Origin of the sequence: Chitinophaga filiformis (assembly GCF_023100805.1) — a bacterium.
Taxonomy (GTDB): Bacteria; Bacteroidota; Bacteroidia; order Chitinophagales; family Chitinophagaceae; genus Chitinophaga; species Chitinophaga filiformis_B.
Genome location: NZ_CP095855.1, coordinates 4,030,333 through 4,049,017 on the forward strand (window position 1 = coordinate 4,030,333; position 18,685 = coordinate 4,049,017).

12 protein-coding genes are annotated in these 18,685 nt (G+C 46.5%); 8 read left to right on the plus strand and 4 right to left on the minus strand.

What is annotated here, in order from left to right; genetic code table 11:
- Positions 1–51 precede the first annotated feature (51 nt).
- On the plus strand, positions 52–2,481 hold the full coding sequence (locus MYF79_RS16095; RefSeq protein ID WP_247814986.1) for an ABC transporter permease: 2,430 nt from the start codon (positions 52–54) through the stop codon (positions 2,479–2,481).
- A gap of 238 nt (positions 2,482–2,719) precedes the next feature.
- Positions 2,720–4,273, plus strand: coding sequence for an MFS transporter (locus MYF79_RS16100; RefSeq protein ID WP_247814987.1), 1,554 nt, complete (start codon positions 2,720–2,722; stop codon positions 4,271–4,273).
- Here MYF79_RS16100 and MYF79_RS16105 read toward each other — a convergent pair.
- The gene (locus MYF79_RS16105; protein ID WP_247814988.1) at positions 4,248–4,433 is read right to left on the minus strand and encodes a hypothetical protein; all 186 of its coding nucleotides are present in this window, start codon (positions 4,431–4,433) and stop codon (positions 4,248–4,250) included. The genes MYF79_RS16100 and MYF79_RS16105 overlap by 26 nt on opposite strands.
- 594 nt (positions 4,434–5,027) lie before the next feature.
- On the opposite strand from MYF79_RS16105, the gene MYF79_RS16110 reads away from it, so the two are divergent.
- Positions 5,028–7,595 (plus strand): BamA/TamA family outer membrane protein, encoded by a 2,568-nt coding sequence (locus MYF79_RS16110; protein WP_247814989.1) that lies wholly within the window; start codon positions 5,028–5,030, stop codon positions 7,593–7,595.
- Between the two features lie 166 nt (positions 7,596–7,761).
- Here MYF79_RS16110 and MYF79_RS16115 read toward each other — a convergent pair whose 3' ends face one another.
- The 3 genes from MYF79_RS16115 to MYF79_RS16125 all read right to left on the minus strand — a co-directional run bounded on the left by MYF79_RS16115 (position 7,762) and on the right by MYF79_RS16125 (position 10,516).
- Positions 7,762–8,559: a hypothetical protein gene (locus MYF79_RS16115; RefSeq protein ID WP_247814990.1), complete on the minus strand. Its 798-nt coding sequence runs from the start codon at positions 8,557–8,559 to the stop codon at positions 7,762–7,764.
- A 458-nt stretch (positions 8,560–9,017) separates the two neighbouring features.
- Positions 9,018–9,593, minus strand: coding sequence for a GNAT family N-acetyltransferase (locus MYF79_RS16120; protein WP_247814991.1), 576 nt, complete (start codon positions 9,591–9,593; stop codon positions 9,018–9,020).
- A 197-nt stretch (positions 9,594–9,790) separates the two neighbouring features.
- Positions 9,791–10,516, minus strand: coding sequence for a DUF92 domain-containing protein (locus MYF79_RS16125; RefSeq protein ID WP_247814992.1), 726 nt, complete (start codon positions 10,514–10,516; stop codon positions 9,791–9,793).
- A gap of 534 nt (positions 10,517–11,050) precedes the next feature.
- Between MYF79_RS16125 and MYF79_RS16130 the strand changes: the two genes are divergently transcribed.
- From MYF79_RS16130 to MYF79_RS16150, 5 genes are all read left to right on the plus strand, one after another.
- Positions 11,051–12,451 carry a hypothetical protein gene (locus tag MYF79_RS16130; protein WP_247814993.1) on the plus strand — a complete coding sequence of 467 codons (1,401 nt, stop codon included), beginning with the start codon at positions 11,051–11,053 and terminating at the stop codon, positions 12,449–12,451.
- A gap of 20 nt (positions 12,452–12,471) precedes the next feature.
- A complete protein-coding gene (locus MYF79_RS16135; RefSeq protein WP_247814994.1) occupies positions 12,472–13,455 on the plus strand; it encodes a hypothetical protein in 984 nt (327 codons plus the stop codon).
- Positions 13,456–13,497: 42 nt separating this feature from the next.
- Positions 13,498–14,502 carry a hypothetical protein gene (locus MYF79_RS16140; RefSeq protein ID WP_247814995.1) on the plus strand — a complete coding sequence of 335 codons (1,005 nt, stop codon included), beginning with the start codon at positions 13,498–13,500 and terminating at the stop codon, positions 14,500–14,502.
- A gap of 140 nt (positions 14,503–14,642) precedes the next feature.
- Positions 14,643–15,323 (plus strand): RHS repeat domain-containing protein, encoded by a 681-nt coding sequence (locus MYF79_RS16145; RefSeq protein ID WP_247814996.1) that lies wholly within the window; start codon positions 14,643–14,645, stop codon positions 15,321–15,323.
- 10 nt (positions 15,324–15,333) lie between these two features.
- Positions 15,334–18,681, plus strand: coding sequence for a DUF6443 domain-containing protein (locus tag MYF79_RS16150; protein ID WP_247814997.1), 3,348 nt, complete (start codon positions 15,334–15,336; stop codon positions 18,679–18,681).
- Positions 18,682–18,685 lie beyond the last annotated feature (4 nt).

The following is an 18,685-nucleotide window of genomic DNA, read 5'->3' on the forward strand; positions in this document are numbered from 1 at the left end:
TTAATAACTGGCATTCCATTAGTTTTAATAAATGATTCAACTAATGCCTTTATGATTAGAAACTTCCTCAAAATTGCATTCCGCAATCTGGCGAAAAATAAAACATTCAGTGCAATCAATATTATTGGTCTGGCAATAGGCACGCTTTGCTGCATCTACATTGTGATGTATGTTTCTGATCAGTATAGCTACGATAAACATCATAACAGGGCAGGAGATATCTACCGGGTTAATTCCTGGACTTCGGGAAACGGGAATGAAAGCAATAATGCTACCGGCTCACCGCCTGTTGCTCCTGCAATGAAGAACGACTTTGCAGAAGTAGAGCAGTATACCCGTCTTGTACCTACGGACCGACTGGGCGCAAAACAGCACCTGTTATCATACCGGCAGAAAAGTGTCTATGAGAAGAACGCCGTCTACGTTGATTCCACGTTCTTTGAAGTTTTCAATTATCATTTTGTATATGGAAATGGCAGCGACGCATTGAAAGAGCCTAATGCTGTCGTTTTGTTAAAACCTGCCGCTGAGAAATTATTTGGTCAGGAGAACCCTGTAGGTAAGCTTATACAGGTCGATAATGCTTATGGGAAACAAAGTTTGAAAGTTACCGGCGTCATAGATGAAAGCCTGGGCAAATCACACATACAGGCTAATATGTTCATGTCAATGAACAGTGGCGGTATGGGAAGTTTTACATACACCAGCACTGCCTGGGCTGCTTACAACTACGCGCTTTCTTATATAAGGCTCAGGCCCAATGCCAATGTTGCCGCATTGGAGAAAAAGCTGCCGGCTTTTTTAGCGAAGTACGGCGCTGAACAGCTGAAGGAAATGGGCATGCAGAAGCGATTGACCTTACAGCCAGTAAGCTCCATACATACCACTCTTGGCTACAGGAATGAATTGAGTAAAACAGTAGACAGCTCTTTTTTGAATATGCTGTTACTCATCGCAGCCCTTGTTCAGATCATCGCATGTATTAACTTCATGAACCTGTCGACCGCACGCGCATCCCGCCGTGCAAAGGAAGTAGGTGTAAGAAAGGTGATCGGCGCCAGGGTAAATGACCTGGTTAAACAATTCCTCTGCGAGTCCATGATGCTCTCCATGCTTGGATTATTGGCGGCCTTGCCCGCGTTGGTGCTTGCACTGCCTTACCTGAACCGGCTGACGGGGGCAGATATCAGCTTGTCTTTTCTTACCAGTTATAAATTCTGGCTTTTGCTGGCAGGTACGGGCATATTCACCGGATTGCTGGCAGGCAGCTATCCTGCATTTTATCTTTCAGCGTTTATGCCCATAAGAGTACTCAAGGGTAATTTCAGGAGCCATTTGTCCTCGGTGGGTATACGACGTTCCCTGGTGGTATTCCAGTTCGCTTTATCTGTAATATTTATCTCTGCCATTATTGTCATTTATAGCCAACTGAATTATATCAAAAATAAAGACCTCGGGTTCGAAAAAGCACAGAAGATCGTTTTCAGCTTTTATACGGATGACATAAAAAGTAAAATTCCTGCTTTTTCCAACGACCTGCGACAGCTCGCGGGGATCGATGCTGTGAGTCAGGCGGATAATTTTCCCAGTCAGCTGGTAAGCCATGACTGGCCTTATTTCCTGGAAGGCAGTAACGGCGCCGCGGGGGCGGATGTACAGTTTATATGGACTGATCAGCATTATGCAAAAGCTTTGGGTATCAGGCTGGCAGGCGGTCGGGACTTCCGGGCAAACGATTCGGGTAAAGTGCTTATCAACGAAGCCTTTGCCAGGAAACTGGGTTTAGATCCTTCATCCGCGCCGGGCAAGCGTTTATATCCGCAGGAAGACGGTGGTCCGGTAAGCTTTGTGGAAATAGCAGGCGTGATGAAAGACTTCAATTACAATTCCCTCCATAACGATGTAAAGCCTTTAATGCTGCGGTATAATCCGGCACTCGCTACAGACGATATCATCGTCAGCGCCAACACTACCGATTATAAGGGACTCCTCGAAAAGATCGGGCTGATATGGCAGCGGCAATTTCCCGCGGTTCCTTTTGAATATGCGTTCATCGATGAAGAGGTGCAGAAACTATATGAAACGGAGCTGACCCTGTCCGGCATCATCAATTCCTTTACTGCCATCGCTATCTTCATTTCCTGCCTGGGTTTGTTTGGCCTGGCTGCCTTTAATGCAGAGCAGAGAAGCAAGGAGATCGGTATCCGGAAAGTATTAGGGGCAAGCTTGCTTGGCATAAGCACTTTGTTATCGAAAGACTTCCTGAAGCTGGTTGGTATCGCCTTCGTCGTTGCTACCCCTATAGCCTGGTGGGCCACAGATAGATGGCTGGATGCTTTTTCTTACCGTATCACACCGAGTTGGTGGATGTTTGCACTTGCCGGAAGCCTGGCAATGCTCATCACCTTGTGCACTGTGGGTATTCAGGCCTTTAAAGCGGCAGTGGCTAATCCTGTAAAGAGCCTGAAGATGGATGGATAATGAGTACAGTCGTATAACACAGCAGTTACCAATCCTATATAGAGTCTGAAGACGGAAGGGTAATGAGTCCAGCCGCATAACACTGCAGTTACCAATCTTATTAAGAGCTTAAAGACAGATGGATAATGAGTATAGCCGCATAGCACTGTAATCACTAACCCTATTAAGAGCCTGACGGATGGGGGATGCCTGAAAACGGGGTGAGGTTATGCGTCCTTTTTTGTCCTAACTTTCCTGCATGGCAACAGTCTCTCTCTCCAGTGCGGCCGGCAAATGGATCATGGTATCGACCATCATGGCCTCGGCGATGGCGTTTATTGATGGTACGGCCCTGAACGTGGTCCTGCCCGCTATTCAGAAAAGCATGCATGCTTCCGGCACAGACCTGTTCTGGCTGCTGAACGCATACCTGTTAATGCTGGCGTCGCTGATGTTGATCGGCGGTTCGCTGGGAGATAAGTTAGGTCGTAAAAAGATCTTTATTACCGGCATTCTCATATTCATCATAGGCTCGACCGCCTGTGGAATGGCGGGCAACGTTACCCTGCTGATCCTTTTCAGGCTCGTACAAGGTGTTGGTGGCGCATTGATGATACCCGGCAGCCTCTCACTGATATCCTCTTCTATAAATGAAGACGAACGGGGTAAAGCTATAGGCACATGGTCGGCTTTTACCACCGTCGTAACCATCGGCGGACCCATACTGGGCGGTGCACTGGCCGACGCCGGCTACTGGCGGTATATCTTCTTCATTAATGTGCCTATAGGCGTGGTAGCAGTGCTCATCCTCTGGCGAAAAGTAAAGGAAAGTATTGCAAATGATGATGATAAAACACTGGACTTCCCGGGCGCGGCAGCGATTGCACTGGGATTGGCCGCGATTACCTTTGGTTTCCTGCGCATCCCGGAGATCGGCTTTTACAACTGGCAGGTGCTGGCCTCATTAAGTGCAGGGCCATTACTACTCACCGCCTTCATCTTCATAGAAAAGAAAAGCAGGCACCCGATGATGCCGCTGTCCTTGTTCAGGAACCTGACATTTTCCGGCGCCAATCTGTTGACACTCTTTCTTTACGCGGGTTTAGGAGCCGGCATGTTGTTTCTTTCCCTTAATCTTGTCCAGGCACAGGGATACGATCAACTCCAGTCAGGACTTACCTTCCTGCCATTTACCATCCTGATGGTGTTTGTAGCCCGCTTTGCAGGTACCCTGGCCGATAAGTATGGCCCGAAGTTGCTACTGACCATTGGTCCGGCAATAGCAGGAGCAGGGCTGCTGATGTTATCTTTCGTCGGACAAACACCCGGACCATCCGCCTATTTCAGCACTTTCTTTCCCGGCATTCTGGTTTTCGGGCTTGGGATGTCTTTTACCGTCGCTCCCCTTACGGCAACGGTCATGGGCGCTGTGAGCGATCAGTTCTCCGGAACAGCTTCCGGTATCAACAACGCTTTGTCGCGCATTGCAGGGGTATTTGCCAACGCCATCTTTGGGGCATTGGCGGTCCTGTTTTTCTCTAGTGCACTGAAACAGGAACTATCTGCCCTGCCCTTGAATGCTACCGGTAAACAGGCGGTTATGCAACAGGCAAATGAACTGGGAAATGCAAAAGCTCCCTCCTCACTCCATGATGCAGATAAAGAAAAAGTAACCCGTCTGTATCATAACAGCTTTATATCAGCATATCAGAAGATCCTCCGCATATCGGGTTTCCTGGGCTTCCTCGGGGCGCTCATGTCTGTTCTTTTTATCCGGAATAATGCTGTCAGGGCCGGCCCTGTACCGGAATAGAGAACACTGTTCCGCATCCCCCGTTTTGGGATATTCGTTTGCCATTCACCTGGTCAAAACCCTGGGCTACAAACACGGAATCACGGATACCAAGGTTAAAACCATGGGCTACAAACATGGAATCACGGATACCCAGGGTCACCCCCTGGGCTATAAACATGGAATCACGGAATACCCAGGGTTAAAACCCTGGGCTACAAACATGGAATCACGGGATACCCAGGGTTAAAACCCTGGGCTATAAACATGGAATCACGGGATACCCAGGGTTAAAACCCTGGGCTACAAACAAGAGGACTCCTGACGGAGTCCAACGCTCTTCGGGAGCTTAATTTGTTGCCGGATCCCGCGCAGGTGATGATACCGCCTCCGGGGCGATAATCTTGCTTATACCTTTGCCTGCACATCATTGGTGAACAATGTCCGCTAAAAAACCGAATCAGTATAAGAACGAGTAGCAAAAGAGCGAGCCGCAAAGGAACAAACGGCAAAGGAACAAACAGCGAAAGAACAGGCAGGGAAGAACAATGTATCTCTTATACATGTTTTGCATAAGACGGACTTTAATGCTGGTTACGCGGCAGAATCTTTTAAATATATTTTTGCGCCTTCTTGGAGGAGTCATTTTCATTTTCGTATTTTTCATGTTTCTTCTGAAGGTTATCCGGTAGCACGGCATAAACATTGATATTTAAAGGGCAGGCTGGGGCAGCTACGTTATCCAGATAACTAATCAATCCGACAAAACAACCGCATGGGCCTAAACAGACTTTTTACTACCCTGGCAATCCTGGTAATTTCCACGGCGCAGGCACAAACACCTGCCCGCGATAGCATTACCGTAGCTATTTCTCCCGCTTATGATAGTGTAAGTGGCCTGCACCGTATGTTGTTCGGGGAGAGTTACCGCAAGCTGTGGGCCGCTCCCGTAAAGATGAAGGTGTTCTACCTGGAAAAGGAAAAGGGAGGGCTGGCCATCGAACAAAGGGGCGGCGGACTGCAAACCAAGTCTTTAAGGCTGAAAGACCCCAGCGGACAGGAATGGGTGTTGCGTACCATTCAGAAATATCCGGAAAGGGGGCTTCCCAAAAATCTGAGGGCCACCATTGCCAAAGATATCCTGCAGGACCAGGTGGTGACCGCGCATCCTTATTCCTCTCTAACCGTTCCGCCACTGGCGGAGGCCCTGGGCATACCACATGCCAATCCACAGATCGTATATATACCCGATGACCCTGCGTTGGGCGAATACCGTAAGGACTTTGCCAATGCCGTATTCCTGTTTGAGGAAAGGGAGCCGGAAGACGCCAGCCGTACCGACAATACAGAAAAGACACAGCGCAAGCTGGAAGAGGACAATGATGTGCATCTTAATCAACAGATCGTGCTGAGGGCCAGACTGCTGGATATGTTACTGGGCGACTGGGACCGCCATGAAGATCAGTGGCGCTGGGAACGGGAAAAAAATAAGAAGAAAGTGACCTATACACCGGTACCCCGCGACAGGGACCAGGTGTACTACAATACCACCGGTCTGTTTCCCTGGATCATTTCCCATCAATGGCTGAAATCCAAGTTCCAGGGTTACCATGACCATATCAGGGATATCAAGGGCTTTAACTACAACGCCCGTTTTTTCGACCGGTATTTCCTGAATGGGTTGAGCGAGGACGACTGGCGGGAACAGGTGCATTATGTGCAGGCGACGCTGACAGACAGTCTTATCCGTGAGTCAGTGAAGCTTATGCCGGACACCATTTTCAGGTTGTCGGGCGAGCGGATCGTCAGCGCCTTTATTGCCCGCAGGAACAAACTGGAAAAGGAAGCGATCAGTTATTATAAATTCCTGTCTATCTACGTGGACGTACCAGCTTCGGACAAACAGGAACTGCTGGACATCCGGCGACAGCCACAGGGGAAAGTGGACGTGTCTATCTACAAAGTGAAAAAGGACGGTACTACAGATGACCTCTTGTATAAACGCTTATTCGATCCGGCAGTGACTAAAGAAATACGGCTGTATGGCCTTGATGGGCATGATGTTTTCCGGGTAAGTGGTAGTGAAGGTTCTCCTATTCGTATACGGATGATAGGCGGGAGCGGAGTGGATAGCTTTTCAGTGGCAGATGAGGTGCCACGTAAAGGAAGGTTATATGTGTACGACCGCTCTGACGAAGAAAATCATATACCACCGAAAGGCGACGCAAAGATCAGAACGGCTGCCGATACAGTTGTCAACAGTTATGATAAACGCAGTTTCCTGTTTGACAGGTTGGGCCCCTTATTCTCTGTGCAGTACAACCCTGATCAGGGGCTGATGTTCCGTGCCAATATGATGTATGAGAAGCAGGGTTTCCGCAAAAAACCTTATGCGCAGCAGCATCAGCTCATTGTGAGTTATGTGACCGGCAGGCAGGCATTCCTGTTGCAATACCTGGCAGACTTCAAGCAGCTGATTGGAAAAAATGACCTGCGTATCAATATCCTTTCCCGCGGGCCCCATAACCTGAGTAATTTCTTCGGTTTGGGGAATGAATCCGTGTTTGTGAATGAAGATGATAAACAGATCTCGTACTACCGTAACCGCTACGACCTGGTGAATGGCGATGTAAGGTTATACCGTAGTATCGGCTACCATATGACGGTGAGCGGAGGTATAGCAGGACAGTTCTATACCAGCCGTGAAGCCAACAATAGTCACAAATTCCTGGGAACATACAATACTGCTTTCCCGGGAGAAAGGGTATTTGATGACCGCATTTATGCCGGCCTGGTTACAGCTATCGAGGCAGATACCCGTAACCCGGGTATGATGCCGCGTAAGGGGATCAACTGGCATACAGAGTTGACCGGCATGCAACAGACGAACAGGGAACATAAGAGATATGGCAAACTGACGTCTGACTTTAGCTTTTATGTTCCCCTGATCGGCGATTCCACGCTGGTGATGGCCAATCGTATAGCTGCAGGTACCACTTTTGGCGATCCTGCCTATTTCCAGATGATGTCTATTGGCGGTACACAGGTCCTTCGTGGTTTTCATACCAACCGCTTCGTCGGAAAGACCGCTGTGTATCACAACTTTGAACTGCGCCTGAAATTATTTGACTTCACCTCTTACCTGCTGCCGGGAAGTGTAGGGCTGATCGGTTTTAATGACCTGGGCCGCGTATGGATGCCTAATGAATCTTCCGCCAGATGGCACGATGGTTATGGCGGCGGCATTTATATCATACCGATGGAACTGTTCCTGATACAGGCAGCGGTGGGCGTCTCCGAAGAGGGCGCACTGCCGTATATTACAGCCGGTTTCAGGTTTTAGGGCGCTGTGTTTCATTATGCCTGCGTTCCCATAGTGTATCCTTTATTCCGGCCTTATTTTCCTGTTGCCAACATACTTCAGCCATGTACATACTTAATCCGCCCGATCGCTGCATTCGGCGACCGGCGTACCTGCTATGTCGATGATATAACTGCCCGGGTTTTTACTAGCCTGTAATCAGGATCTTTCCGCAGCCGGCATATTTTTTTACCCGCTCTATCACTGCATCGGAAATCAGTGTGCCCATTTCAATACCTATGGATACTACCAGGATGTCATCGGCCTCCAGTTTTTGAGGTGTATCCGGCTGCAATACGATGGTTTCGCCTTTATAGGTCTGTGCCGCCAATCGCCAGGCCGTAGTGAAGGGTTGATTGATCAGCATGGGAATGTTGGCTGGCGTCTTACTATCAGTACCCCATCCATCGGAGATTATTCCTATCGAAAGCACGATCCTGTACATGGGATACTGCCAGGGCAATGACAGGTTAATGCCTGGTATCAGCTCCGGGAGTTGAATGGTAGCAGTGGCAGTGTCCCGTTCTATGGTACAATAGATGGGAGGCTTTACCACATTGTTGAAGGGATACCGTCTGTTGAGATTAAATCCGTCCAGCAGATGATGGTATGCGGAAAACCGCATCACTCTGGTACCAAGCGCCCCTTCGGCGTCGAACCTCATAATAGACCTGCATAATGCATTCAGCGGAGGCGTGAAATTATAGTCTGCCAGGTGCCGGATATGAAATATTGCCTGGCGGATGGCACAACCTCCTTTTGCTGCGCCTCCAAATTCATCATTGTTGAGACGGGTCAGCGCAAAGTTCGGCGATTTCTGGATCTGTTTCCTGGTAGCGCCACCTTTGGTGCGCGCAATGATCTTGTCGGAATCTTTTCGTTTGTAGAAGCTGAACATCCCTAAACTTCCGGTGATGTCGAGCAGCTTGTTGTTGATAATGGCCATAAGGGAATTAACAGTTTTTTAAATGGTTATAATTAAGGGATTACCTGAGTTAACATGCTTTAAGCATACTGCTAAATTAAGGAATTCCCACTTATAACTCATCAATAAACTATTATCAACCCATATATAACCCATATATAATCCATACCTCTTAAATATGGCTTATATATGGGTTATATATGGATCATATATGGCTTATATATGGGTTATATATGGGTTATCTCCGGAAATGCACTATGGTAGGAAATTTACAAAGACTGCAGGAAATAAGTACTGTGTAAAGAACTGTCTGACTGTTTCTTAACGTATTTAAATGGATTGGTATGTGTTGTTTTCAGGCATAAAAAATCCCGTAAACAAGTCAACCTGGTTTACGGGATTTTTTATAAAAGGAGGAATCATTTAGCAGCAAACGGTATCGTAAGCCGGAGATTAAGGCGATCAGTGAACGCGTTTTATCATGCCTCTCCGTCTGACCGCAGGAGGGAGAACATTAGCATATCATAGTGCTTATCATCCCAATAATGCCATTGTCTGAGCATACCTTCCTGTTTGAAGCCCACCCTATGCAGCACTTCTATGGAGGGGCCATTGCCATCCATTACTTCAGCCTCAATACGGTTGATATCCAGCGCGAAAAATCCGAAGCTGATAACTGCATACAGGGCTTCAGCAATAATGTCTTTATTCCAGTGAGAAAAATCCAGGTCGTAACCGATATTGGCCCGGTGTTTTTTGGTGAAGTGGTTGAACCCAACGGTGCCAATGATCCCGTTGTTGTCGTTAAGCTGGATACCCCATCTGATGCCTGTTTTTGACTTGAAGCGTTCACGGAAATAATCGATAAGCCGCTGGCAGTCGTTTTCATCTTCCGGAGGAAGGAGGTTATAGTATTGGCTGACCTGTTTATCGCACAATATTTTAAACAGGTCGTTGGTATGTTTCTCTGTGATCTGGACAAGTTCCAGGTGTGGGGTGCGCATGGCGGGGAACTTATCGAATACTGTGGTTTTATGTTCAGTAAACGTGGACATGATAAAGCTGTTTGGTGTGAGGATGCTTGCTCATAATGAATTTAACGAAAAAAAAGATAAGTTGAGCTATAGCAGCCCCATCTTAGGAAAGCAATATGGTTGTCCTTTTGAGGATACATGTTAGCGCCGGTATCCTGTTCAGTTTCCCCGGGGAACAGGCATTTGAAGTATATGAACAATAGTTGTCAGCGGCTTTGTCAATGGCACACAAGCGCATAACACGCTCCTGCGAAAATAGCGGCGAACAATGTATTCAGGAAGTTCACTGAATCATTCCCAATACGTTTATCGCGTTCCAGTGTTGCGCCAAGTACAGAGTCAAGGAGATTGCCTAAGATACCCGCCAGCAGGATGATAATTCCCATTTTATCAAAGCCGCCATACAGCAGTGCCATGAGGCCTGCGCCTGCAGCGCCGATCAGTGTTCCCTCCAGGCTGACAACGCCATCAAGGCCTTTAGGTTCTTTTTTGAAACTCCGGATATTGTAGAAATTGCGGCCGTATACCATGCCCAGTTCAGAAGACAGCGTATCGGCAAGGGCAGAGGCAAGACTGGCGGCCACCATTAACACGTAAAGTGGCAGATGAGAGGGATCGAGGATGGCAATGAAAGATACAATACCGGCTACTCCTCCATTGGCAAATACCTGGCTCGCCTTCCGGCTTTCAGGATGTATGCCTTCGGGCGTTATCTTCGCCTTCAGCTCTTTCCGGTGGGAGGTGGCCCAGACGCCCAGAATAAAGAACAGCAGAAGCGAAAGCAGGCCGGTCCAGCCGGTACCGAGAAAGGTGGCGGCGCCGATGATACCCGCCAGCAGGGCACCGGGAATCGTTAATTTTTTTTTCCTGATACAGATGAACATAATACCGCCTAATATCAGCAGCATGAGCAGCTCAGTGGCGCCCAGGGGAAGTGTCGTCATAGGGGTGTAAAGCTAAATAAATAATTCGTGCGGATATTAGTGAATGAGCTTTCTTGTTATTTAGCGGACAAGATGGCTCGCGTTGTTAGAATATGGTTGTCTATGTAAAACTTATGTGCTGTCTCTGGAAGTGTATCGTACAATGGCGCGAGCGGCATTTCTTAATTTACATTATTGTCGGGAAAATGTATCTTGCTTGTCTTGCGGCTCTTGTTTCCTGCATCGAATTCAGTAAGTCTTAAAGGACTGGTGTGTTTTTTTTGCAGCGGTTTTTACAAATCATCCCAGCGCATATACGATGCGTAGCCCTTGTCTTTCTTTGTGATGGGATCAGCTTTGTGATTTACAATAAGCGTACAACGAATGTGGTATGAAATTTATCAAATCGTTTCATGACCTTTGCCGCAGTTGAAATTTGATGTTGCCCAAAAACTTGTTTTATAAATTTATACTTTGTTCGAGCATATTCACAAATCTCAATTTAGATCTTAGCCTATAAATATGAATAGTTGGATTGTTATAAGTCTTCTTATAATGAATCTGCATCATCCTGTTGATACCTATCGTACTGATACGACTGTTACAGCCCGGGATAGCAGTTCTATGAAAGCACCAGCATTACCTGCGAAATATTTGTCTGAGGTAAAACATAAATCAATGCGCGTAGAGCAGCAGGTGAATAAGCGTGCTGACAAAGCCCTGAGCCGTTTACTCAGGCAGGAAAAGAAAATGAAGGCCCGCCTGTGGAAGGTAGACTCTGTGGCTGCAGGTAATATTTTCTCCAAATCTATCGACAGCTTGGGCAGCCTGAAGGCGGGACTCAAAAACAAGGTTAGCGGTAAACTACCGCTGGGCAACGGTTATCTCGATTCACTGGGCAGTTCCTTAAAGTTCCTGGAGGGCAAAGGCGATCTGCTAGGTGCGTCCAAAGGTAAGCTGGCTGGCGTTACCGGCAATATTGAATCGCTGCAGGGAAAACTGCAACAGGCGGAACAGATCAAGGCGTATATCCGTGAGCATAAAAAGCAGTTGAAGGAACAGTTATCACATTACGCCGGTTTTACCAAAGATCTGCAGAAGATCAATAAAGAGGCGTATTACTATGGTCAGCAGATCAACGAGTACAAATCTGTACTGAAAGATAAAAAGAAAGCAGAGGCGAAGGCAATGGAATTGCTGAAGAAGATGCCCGCCTATAATGATTTTCTCCGCAAAAACTCTCAGATAGCCGGTTTATTTAACCTTGGAACTGCGGGGAACAGTACTGCCCAGAGCCTGGAAGGCCTGCAAACCCGTACACAGGTGGAGCAGCTGATACAACAGCGACTGGGGAATGATCCCAGCGCGAGACAAGCGGTAAGTCAGCAGATGGACCAGGCCAGGTCACAGTTGAATGAATTGAAAAATAAGTTCCCGGATCTGGATAATGCGGGGGATATGCCTGACTTCAAGCCGAACCCTATGAAGACAAAGAGTTTTATTCAACGCCTGGAGTTCGGTGGGAATATCCAGTTCCAGAAATCCAGCCGTTATTTTCCGACAACCAGTGATATAGCCGGCCAGGTAGGGTATAAGTTCCATAAGAACGGGACGGCCGGTATTGGTGCGTCTTATAAACTGGGAATGGGCACCGGATGGAACGATATCGCGATCAGTCACCAGGGAGTTGGATTACGGTCTTTCGTAGACTGGAAACTGAAAGGGACCTTTTTCGTGAACGGCGGCTTTGAGCAGAACCATGTATCGACCATTGCTCATGCGGATCAGTTGAAGAACTGGAGTGGCTGGCAGGGGAGTGCTTTGCTGGGGATCAGTAAGAAGTATAAGGTGAGTGCGAAAATGAAGGGGAATATTATGGTGTTGTACGATTTTATGGCAAAGGGGAATATGCCGTCGACAAGTCCGGTTAAGCTGAGACTGGGATATAATTTTTAGAGAAAATATGTAATCAGAATATGAGAAATTTTTTTAAAGCAGGAATCATTCTTTTTAGCATTGCAGGCATTTTGAGCGTTACGTTTGTAAACAGCGCAAGAGCGCAGGTTTCAGGTACTATTACAGTAAACGGAGATATTGACAAATATTATCCGGTGACATTCAAGGATGGTGCAGCCCCTTCTGATCTGGCCACAGAATTGGAAATAGGCAGGTCGAATGTTCATCAGGACAGCTCATGGCGTGGATCTTTGATCGCAAAGTTCAGGTACCATGTCAACAACTGGGGAATGGGATCAGAATTTATAGACGCGGATCTCAGAGAGGCTAATAGCCACGTATCTGCTTATAGCTCTTTTATTGCCGGCTGGACAGATGCATCTTTCGGTAATAATTCTGCAAATATAATCATCTGGCTGCGGGGTAAAACGACATACAAATACTATTCTAATTACGCCGTTGCACCAGTTGTTTATGATGGTGTGCAGAATCCTGCTACCTATACGCCTGTTGCGGGAGGAACAATATATAGTGTAAGGTCGGCTGTAGATAATATTATAAACATGTATGGGATGACCTATGGTAACATTGCATACTTCAATGGTGTTGGTACCAATTATTTCGGTGGTAATCTTGGTATTGGCACAAGGAATACGGGTACGAGCAAATTAGCGGTGGAAGGCACTATAGCCGCCAGGAGGGTCAAGGTTACGGCGGCGACAACGTGGCCGGACTTTGTATTTGACGCCGGATATAAATTGCCGTCGCTGCAGGAAGTGGAAGCGTATGTAAAAGCGAATAAGCATCTTCCAAATGTACCATCGGCGGTTGAAGTGGCGAAGGACGGGCAGGATGTTGGAGAGATGAATAAGATCCTGTTGCAGAAGATAGAGGAGCTGACCTTGCATTTGATAGAGCAGGAGAAACAGAATATCGCACAACAAAAGCAGATTAAATTGTTGACTGAAGATGTTGAAAGGCTGCGGGAAAAGGTTGATCGCTAATTTTTAAGAATAGGTTATAATTTAAAATAGAAGAGTACAAGAATGAAAAAACTGGTAAAAGGCGCTGGTATATTTGGGGGGCTAATGTGCATTTTAGCTGTGAAGACAGCAACTGCGCAAAATGAATATATTCAAGTTAATCCCACACAGGCGCAGACAGCCAATTTCTGGATAACTGGATTGGGGAAATTGGGCAATGGCATTGTATTGCCGAAAGAAGGATCAGATGCTATACTACTGGGGCTTCGTTTTACGAATTTAGCAGAAACAAGAGGGGCCAATATGCAGTTAACCGGAGGCCCCAATCCGGGGCTGGCTACATGGATACATGATGGAACCAGTTGGGTGGAAAGAATGAGAATAACGGCTACCGGTTATGTTGGAATTGGAGTTAATGCGCAGGCGCCTGCCAAAAGATTAGATATCGCCGATACCTCTACCGTCGTTTACAGTCCCATTGGTACCGGAGCGCTGCCATATGGGGGCATTTTGCAGATCAACAACAATTCAGCTGTGGATGGTTCTGGCGCGCATTTTTTGATGACTGCAGTAAACGCCAGTGGTTATAGAAATGCGGCATATATAGGTATTACATCTAACAAGGGGACAGCACCGGCACCGGATATTGTTTTTGGTCAGCGGATATCCGGGGGCGCCTGGGGAGAAGCGATGAGGATCAGGGCGAACGGCAGCGTTGCAATTGGTACGATTGATCCGGGTACGAGTAAACTGGCGGTCGAAGGAACGATAACCGCAAGGAGAATTAAAGTTACACAAGCGACAACATGGCCAGACTTTGTATTTGATGCGGAATATAAGCTGCCGCCATTGCATGAAGTTGAGGCCTATGTAAAGGTGAATAAGCATCTTCCGGGTGTACCATCGGCTGTTGAAGTGGCGAAGGATGGACAGGATGTTGGTGAGATGAATAAGATCCTTTTGCAGAAGATAGAAGAGTTAACCTTGCATCTGATTGAGCAGGAGAAAAAAATTGCAGCGCAGCAGGAGCAGATTAATCTGCTGATTGGAAAAGAGGCTAAAAATTGATTTCTGAATAATAGTTATACGCCGTTGTTTTTTTACCCTGAATTTTTTGAAGTTAAATATAATAGTTGCCAGTGTTGTAATAACTGGTACAGCCGGAGCTTGCGATAGCTTATTAGGAATATGATAAATACGGAAACATTTTGCAATTGGCGGAGCGGAGCGGGATTACAAGTAGTTATGGTTGGAGTGCAGATAATTCATATCCTGTATCTCAGACAATCGGAGCGGGGAGTACTTCCGTATTGTATGATGGATTTGAAGATGCTGGCAGCAGGGCGGGTGTTGTCCGTGATAATGGACAGGCGAGAACCGGACGCTATGCAGGAATGATCACAAATGCAGGTAATTATGTTAATCAGCGTTGGATGAGCGTATCCTTCTCAGTGGCAATGAAATTTAAGTATTCCGGTTGGATGTATAGCAACGGTCCCGGTGCGACGATTAATCTGTTGATGAAAAGGGGGGGAGAGACTGGCGCATATTCATATATTGATAATATATCCATTTCCCAGTCAGGTAAATGGATATATGTTGAGAAGGAGTATTTAGTACCGGCAGACGTTAAGAGTATGAGTATAAGATTAGATAATAAAGGAACCGGAAAAGTGTGGTTCGATGATATCAAGCTGCGGCCTTCTATTTCTCAGATGAACAGTTTTACTTATCTCCCTTTAATTGGTTTAACCAGCAAGACGGATGATCAGAATCATACATTGAAATATGAGTATGATGGCCTGGGTAGATTGAAGATAATCAGAGACCAGGATGGAAATGTCCTGAAGCAAATTGATTACCAGTATCAGGCGCCGCTCACGAAATAACATTGTACCTATGAATTTTATAAAATATACGTTATATATAAGTGCATTGGCTGCAACTTCTGTTATTGCGGAGGGAGCCTTTGCTCAAACCAACAAACCGGGAGGAACACGCAGTACGGCAACGGCGGTTGCAGTTCCTTCGGCATATACTAATACGTCCCTTAACTATATCAGGACATGGGAACCCGATATGCCGCTGACAGATACAGCTGCCGTTATCTCTGCAGTTAGAAAGGTAAGGGAAGTGAAACAAACCACTCAGTATTTTGATGGTCTTGGCCGTCCGATACAGACAGTTTCAAAGGGAATCAGCAGTGGTGGAAAAGACCTCGTAGCGCCGGTGATATACGATAATTATGGGAGAGAACAATATAAATACCTTCCATATGTGCAGCAGTCGGGTAATTTGAGTGATGGTAAATTTAAAACTGACCCTTTTAATTCCCAGAAGGTATTTTACCAGAATGGTGTACTTAACCCAGGGGTGACAGGTGAGAATATTTACTACAGTCAGCAGGAGTTCGAGCAGTCGCCGCTTAACAGACCGCTTAAAAGCTATGCAGCAGGTAATAGTTGGGCTAATCGTCCGGTCGAGACACAGTATCTTGTCAATTCGGCGTCCGATTCGGTCAGGTCATGGAATATAGGGGCAGGTTTACCTACAAGTACCAGTACTTATGGTGCTGGACAGTTACAAAAGAATGTGACTATCGACGAACAAGGAGGCCAGGTAATTGAGTTTAAGGACAAGCAGGGCCAGATAGTATTAAGGAAAGTACAGATAGCAAATACACCCGGGGCTGCACACGTAGGTTGGCTGTGTACGTATTATGTGTATGACGATCTTGGGAATCTCCGTTTTGTGATACCACCCTTGGCTGTGGACGCTATCAAAGGCCAATGGACAATAAGTACGGCAGTCGCTAATGAGTTGTGTTTCCAGTATCAATATGATGGGCGGCAGCGTGTTGTGGTAAAAAAGATTCCAGGGGCAGGCGGTGTATTTATGGTGTATGATGTAAGGGACCGGCTTGTATTCACTCAGGACTCAGTTCAACGGGCAAAATCGCCTATGGAATGGCTGGCTACGTTCTATGATGACCTGAACCGTCCTACCATGACGGCTATTTACCAGGGAACTGCTACAAGAGACACCATGCAGGCAAGGATGAACAGAGCCTCAGCGGCACAGGTTATTTCTTATGCAGCACCAGCAGAGGCGAATCTGGCCTTGTATAATCATGATGGAAGTCCTTTGTATACGGCTACTAACAGCATTACCATGCTCGATGAGTTTGATACAGGAAGCGGTGGAGAAACTGAAGCTAAAGTTGATCCTGCTGCAGCGGGGGATACTACCGTGATTACAGCTACGAATCCATTGCCTAATATATCTGCCTCGGCACTGACGCCTCTGACATATACTTTTTATGATAATTATAATTATTCCGGTAAGCTGTCTTTTACTGGAACAGATATAGGCAAGCTATTAGCCGCGGATACGCTTTATCCCGAAAAGTTACCAGTAAGTAATATGACCACTGGCTTGGTGACGGGCAGCAAAGTAAGGGTATTGGGAACTAATAAGTGGTTAACGACAACGACTTATTACAATGATAAAGGCCGAGCCATTCAGGTGATAAGTGAGAATAACCTCGGAGGAAAAGATATAGTGACAACACTATACAATTTCAAAGGGGCGATTCTGGCAACTTACCTCCGCCATCAGAATCCCAAAAGCATTACACCGCAAAGCACCTTGCTGACAAATATGAGTTATGATCAGGGCGGGAGGTTAATTTCGATCAGGAAACGGTTGAATGATAATATCAGCCAGGAAAGGCTTATAGCGGCAAATAGTTACGATGAATTAGGACAATTGAAGCTTAAACGTCTGGGAGTAACATCTTCCGGAAGTGTACTCGACAGCCTGAATTACACTTACAATATCCGTGGCTGGATGAAGGGCATCAACAAGAACTTTGTGAACAGCGGGAATAGCGCTTCGAACTGGTTTGGACAGGAGTTGAGTTACGACTATGGGTTTGATTCCAGCCAGTATAACGGGAATATTTCCGGTGTTAAATGGAAAACCCGTGCAGATAGTGCCTGGGCATACGGTTATAGCTATGACAAGGCCAACCGCCTGACAGGAGCTTACTTTACCCAGAAAAATGGCGGTAGCTGGGCACAGGATAAGAAAGATTTCAGCGTCAGCAATCTGACCTATGACGCCAATGGGAATATCAAATCCATGTGGCAGAAGGGTATGATTGGGACAAAGATAGATACAATAGACCGTCTGGCTTATGCATATTTAGCTAACAGCAACAAACTTGCAGCGGTGGCAGATCCTAATCCAGCAAAAACAGCTTCAGCTAAACTGGGGGATTTTATTGACGGGACTAACAGTGGTAACGATTACTTCTACGACGGGAATGGTAATATGGTGGCTGATTCGAATAAGCATATCAGTTCCATTGTGTATAATCACCTGAATCTTCCTGCTATAATTACCATTGCAGGTAAAGGAACCATTACTTATCAGTATGACGCCACGGGGAATAAACTGTCCAAGACTGTTTTAGATAATACTGTCAGTCCTTCGAGAACAACAGTGACAGATTATGCGGGCGTATTTGTATACAAGCAGGACAGCATCGAGTTGATCAGTCATGAAGAAGGGCGTATTCGTCCGGTATACAAAACGGGTGATTCTATCCGTTATGCGTATGACTATTTCGAGAAGGATCACCTGGGAAATGTTCGGACTGTTCTGACCGATCAGACTGATTTTACTATGTATACGGCCACTATGGAAACAGCAGTGGCAGCTCAGGAAGTCGCATTATTCAGTAATGTGGAAGAGACGCGTGCAGAGAAGCCTTCTGGCTATCCGGAAGACAAGACAACTGAGGAGAACAAGTTTGTAGCGAAGTTGAATGCCAAGTCAGGGGGTAAGAAGATTGGTCCTTCATTGGTGTTGCGGGTAATGGTAGGTGACACCGTTCAAATTCATGCAAAGGCGTTTTATAAGTCCCAGGGGCCTAATGATAATAAGGAGAAGGCTCCTGTGGAGGATATGATTGCAGGCCTGGTGCAGGCTTTTGGTGGCTCCGCAGGCGAAAATGGATCGCATGCATCGGAGGCAATTTCTGACAAAACTCCTTTCAACGCGGATTTTTATAACAATAATTATCAACGTTTAAAGGAGAAGGCTCAGGACAATGGACAGCGAAACCGGCCGAAGGCTTATTTAAACTTTGTTTTATTCGATGATGATTTTAAATTAGTGGAGTATAATAGTGGGATAAGGCAGGTAAAGGAGAGGCCGGATGAGCTGCAGGATTGGGTGTAGAGAA

Excerpts from the sequence above, each read along its gene's own strand:
- MYF79_RS16095 (WP_247814986.1), top strand. The coding sequence starts at position 52 with ATGATTAGAAACTTCCTCAAAATTGCATTCCGCAATCTGGCGAAAAAT.
- MYF79_RS16100 (WP_247814987.1), top strand. The coding sequence starts at position 2,720 with ATGGCAACAGTCTCTCTCTCCAGTGCGGCCGGCAAATGGATCATGGTA.
- MYF79_RS16105 (WP_247814988.1), bottom strand. The coding sequence starts at position 4,433 with ATGTTTATAGCCCAGGGGGTGACCCTGGGTATCCGTGATTCCATGTTT.
- MYF79_RS16110 (WP_247814989.1), top strand. The coding sequence starts at position 5,028 with ATGGGCCTAAACAGACTTTTTACTACCCTGGCAATCCTGGTAATTTCC.
- MYF79_RS16115 (WP_247814990.1), bottom strand. The coding sequence starts at position 8,559 with ATGGCCATTATCAACAACAAGCTGCTCGACATCACCGGAAGTTTAGGG.
- MYF79_RS16120 (WP_247814991.1), bottom strand. The coding sequence starts at position 9,593 with ATGTCCACGTTTACTGAACATAAAACCACAGTATTCGATAAGTTCCCC.
- MYF79_RS16125 (WP_247814992.1), bottom strand. The coding sequence starts at position 10,516 with ATGACGACACTTCCCCTGGGCGCCACTGAGCTGCTCATGCTGCTGATA.
- MYF79_RS16130 (WP_247814993.1), top strand. The coding sequence starts at position 11,051 with ATGAATCTGCATCATCCTGTTGATACCTATCGTACTGATACGACTGTT.
- MYF79_RS16135 (WP_247814994.1), top strand. The coding sequence starts at position 12,472 with ATGAGAAATTTTTTTAAAGCAGGAATCATTCTTTTTAGCATTGCAGGC.
- MYF79_RS16140 (WP_247814995.1), top strand. The coding sequence starts at position 13,498 with ATGAAAAAACTGGTAAAAGGCGCTGGTATATTTGGGGGGCTAATGTGC.
- MYF79_RS16150 (WP_247814997.1), top strand. The coding sequence starts at position 15,334 with ATGAATTTTATAAAATATACGTTATATATAAGTGCATTGGCTGCAACT.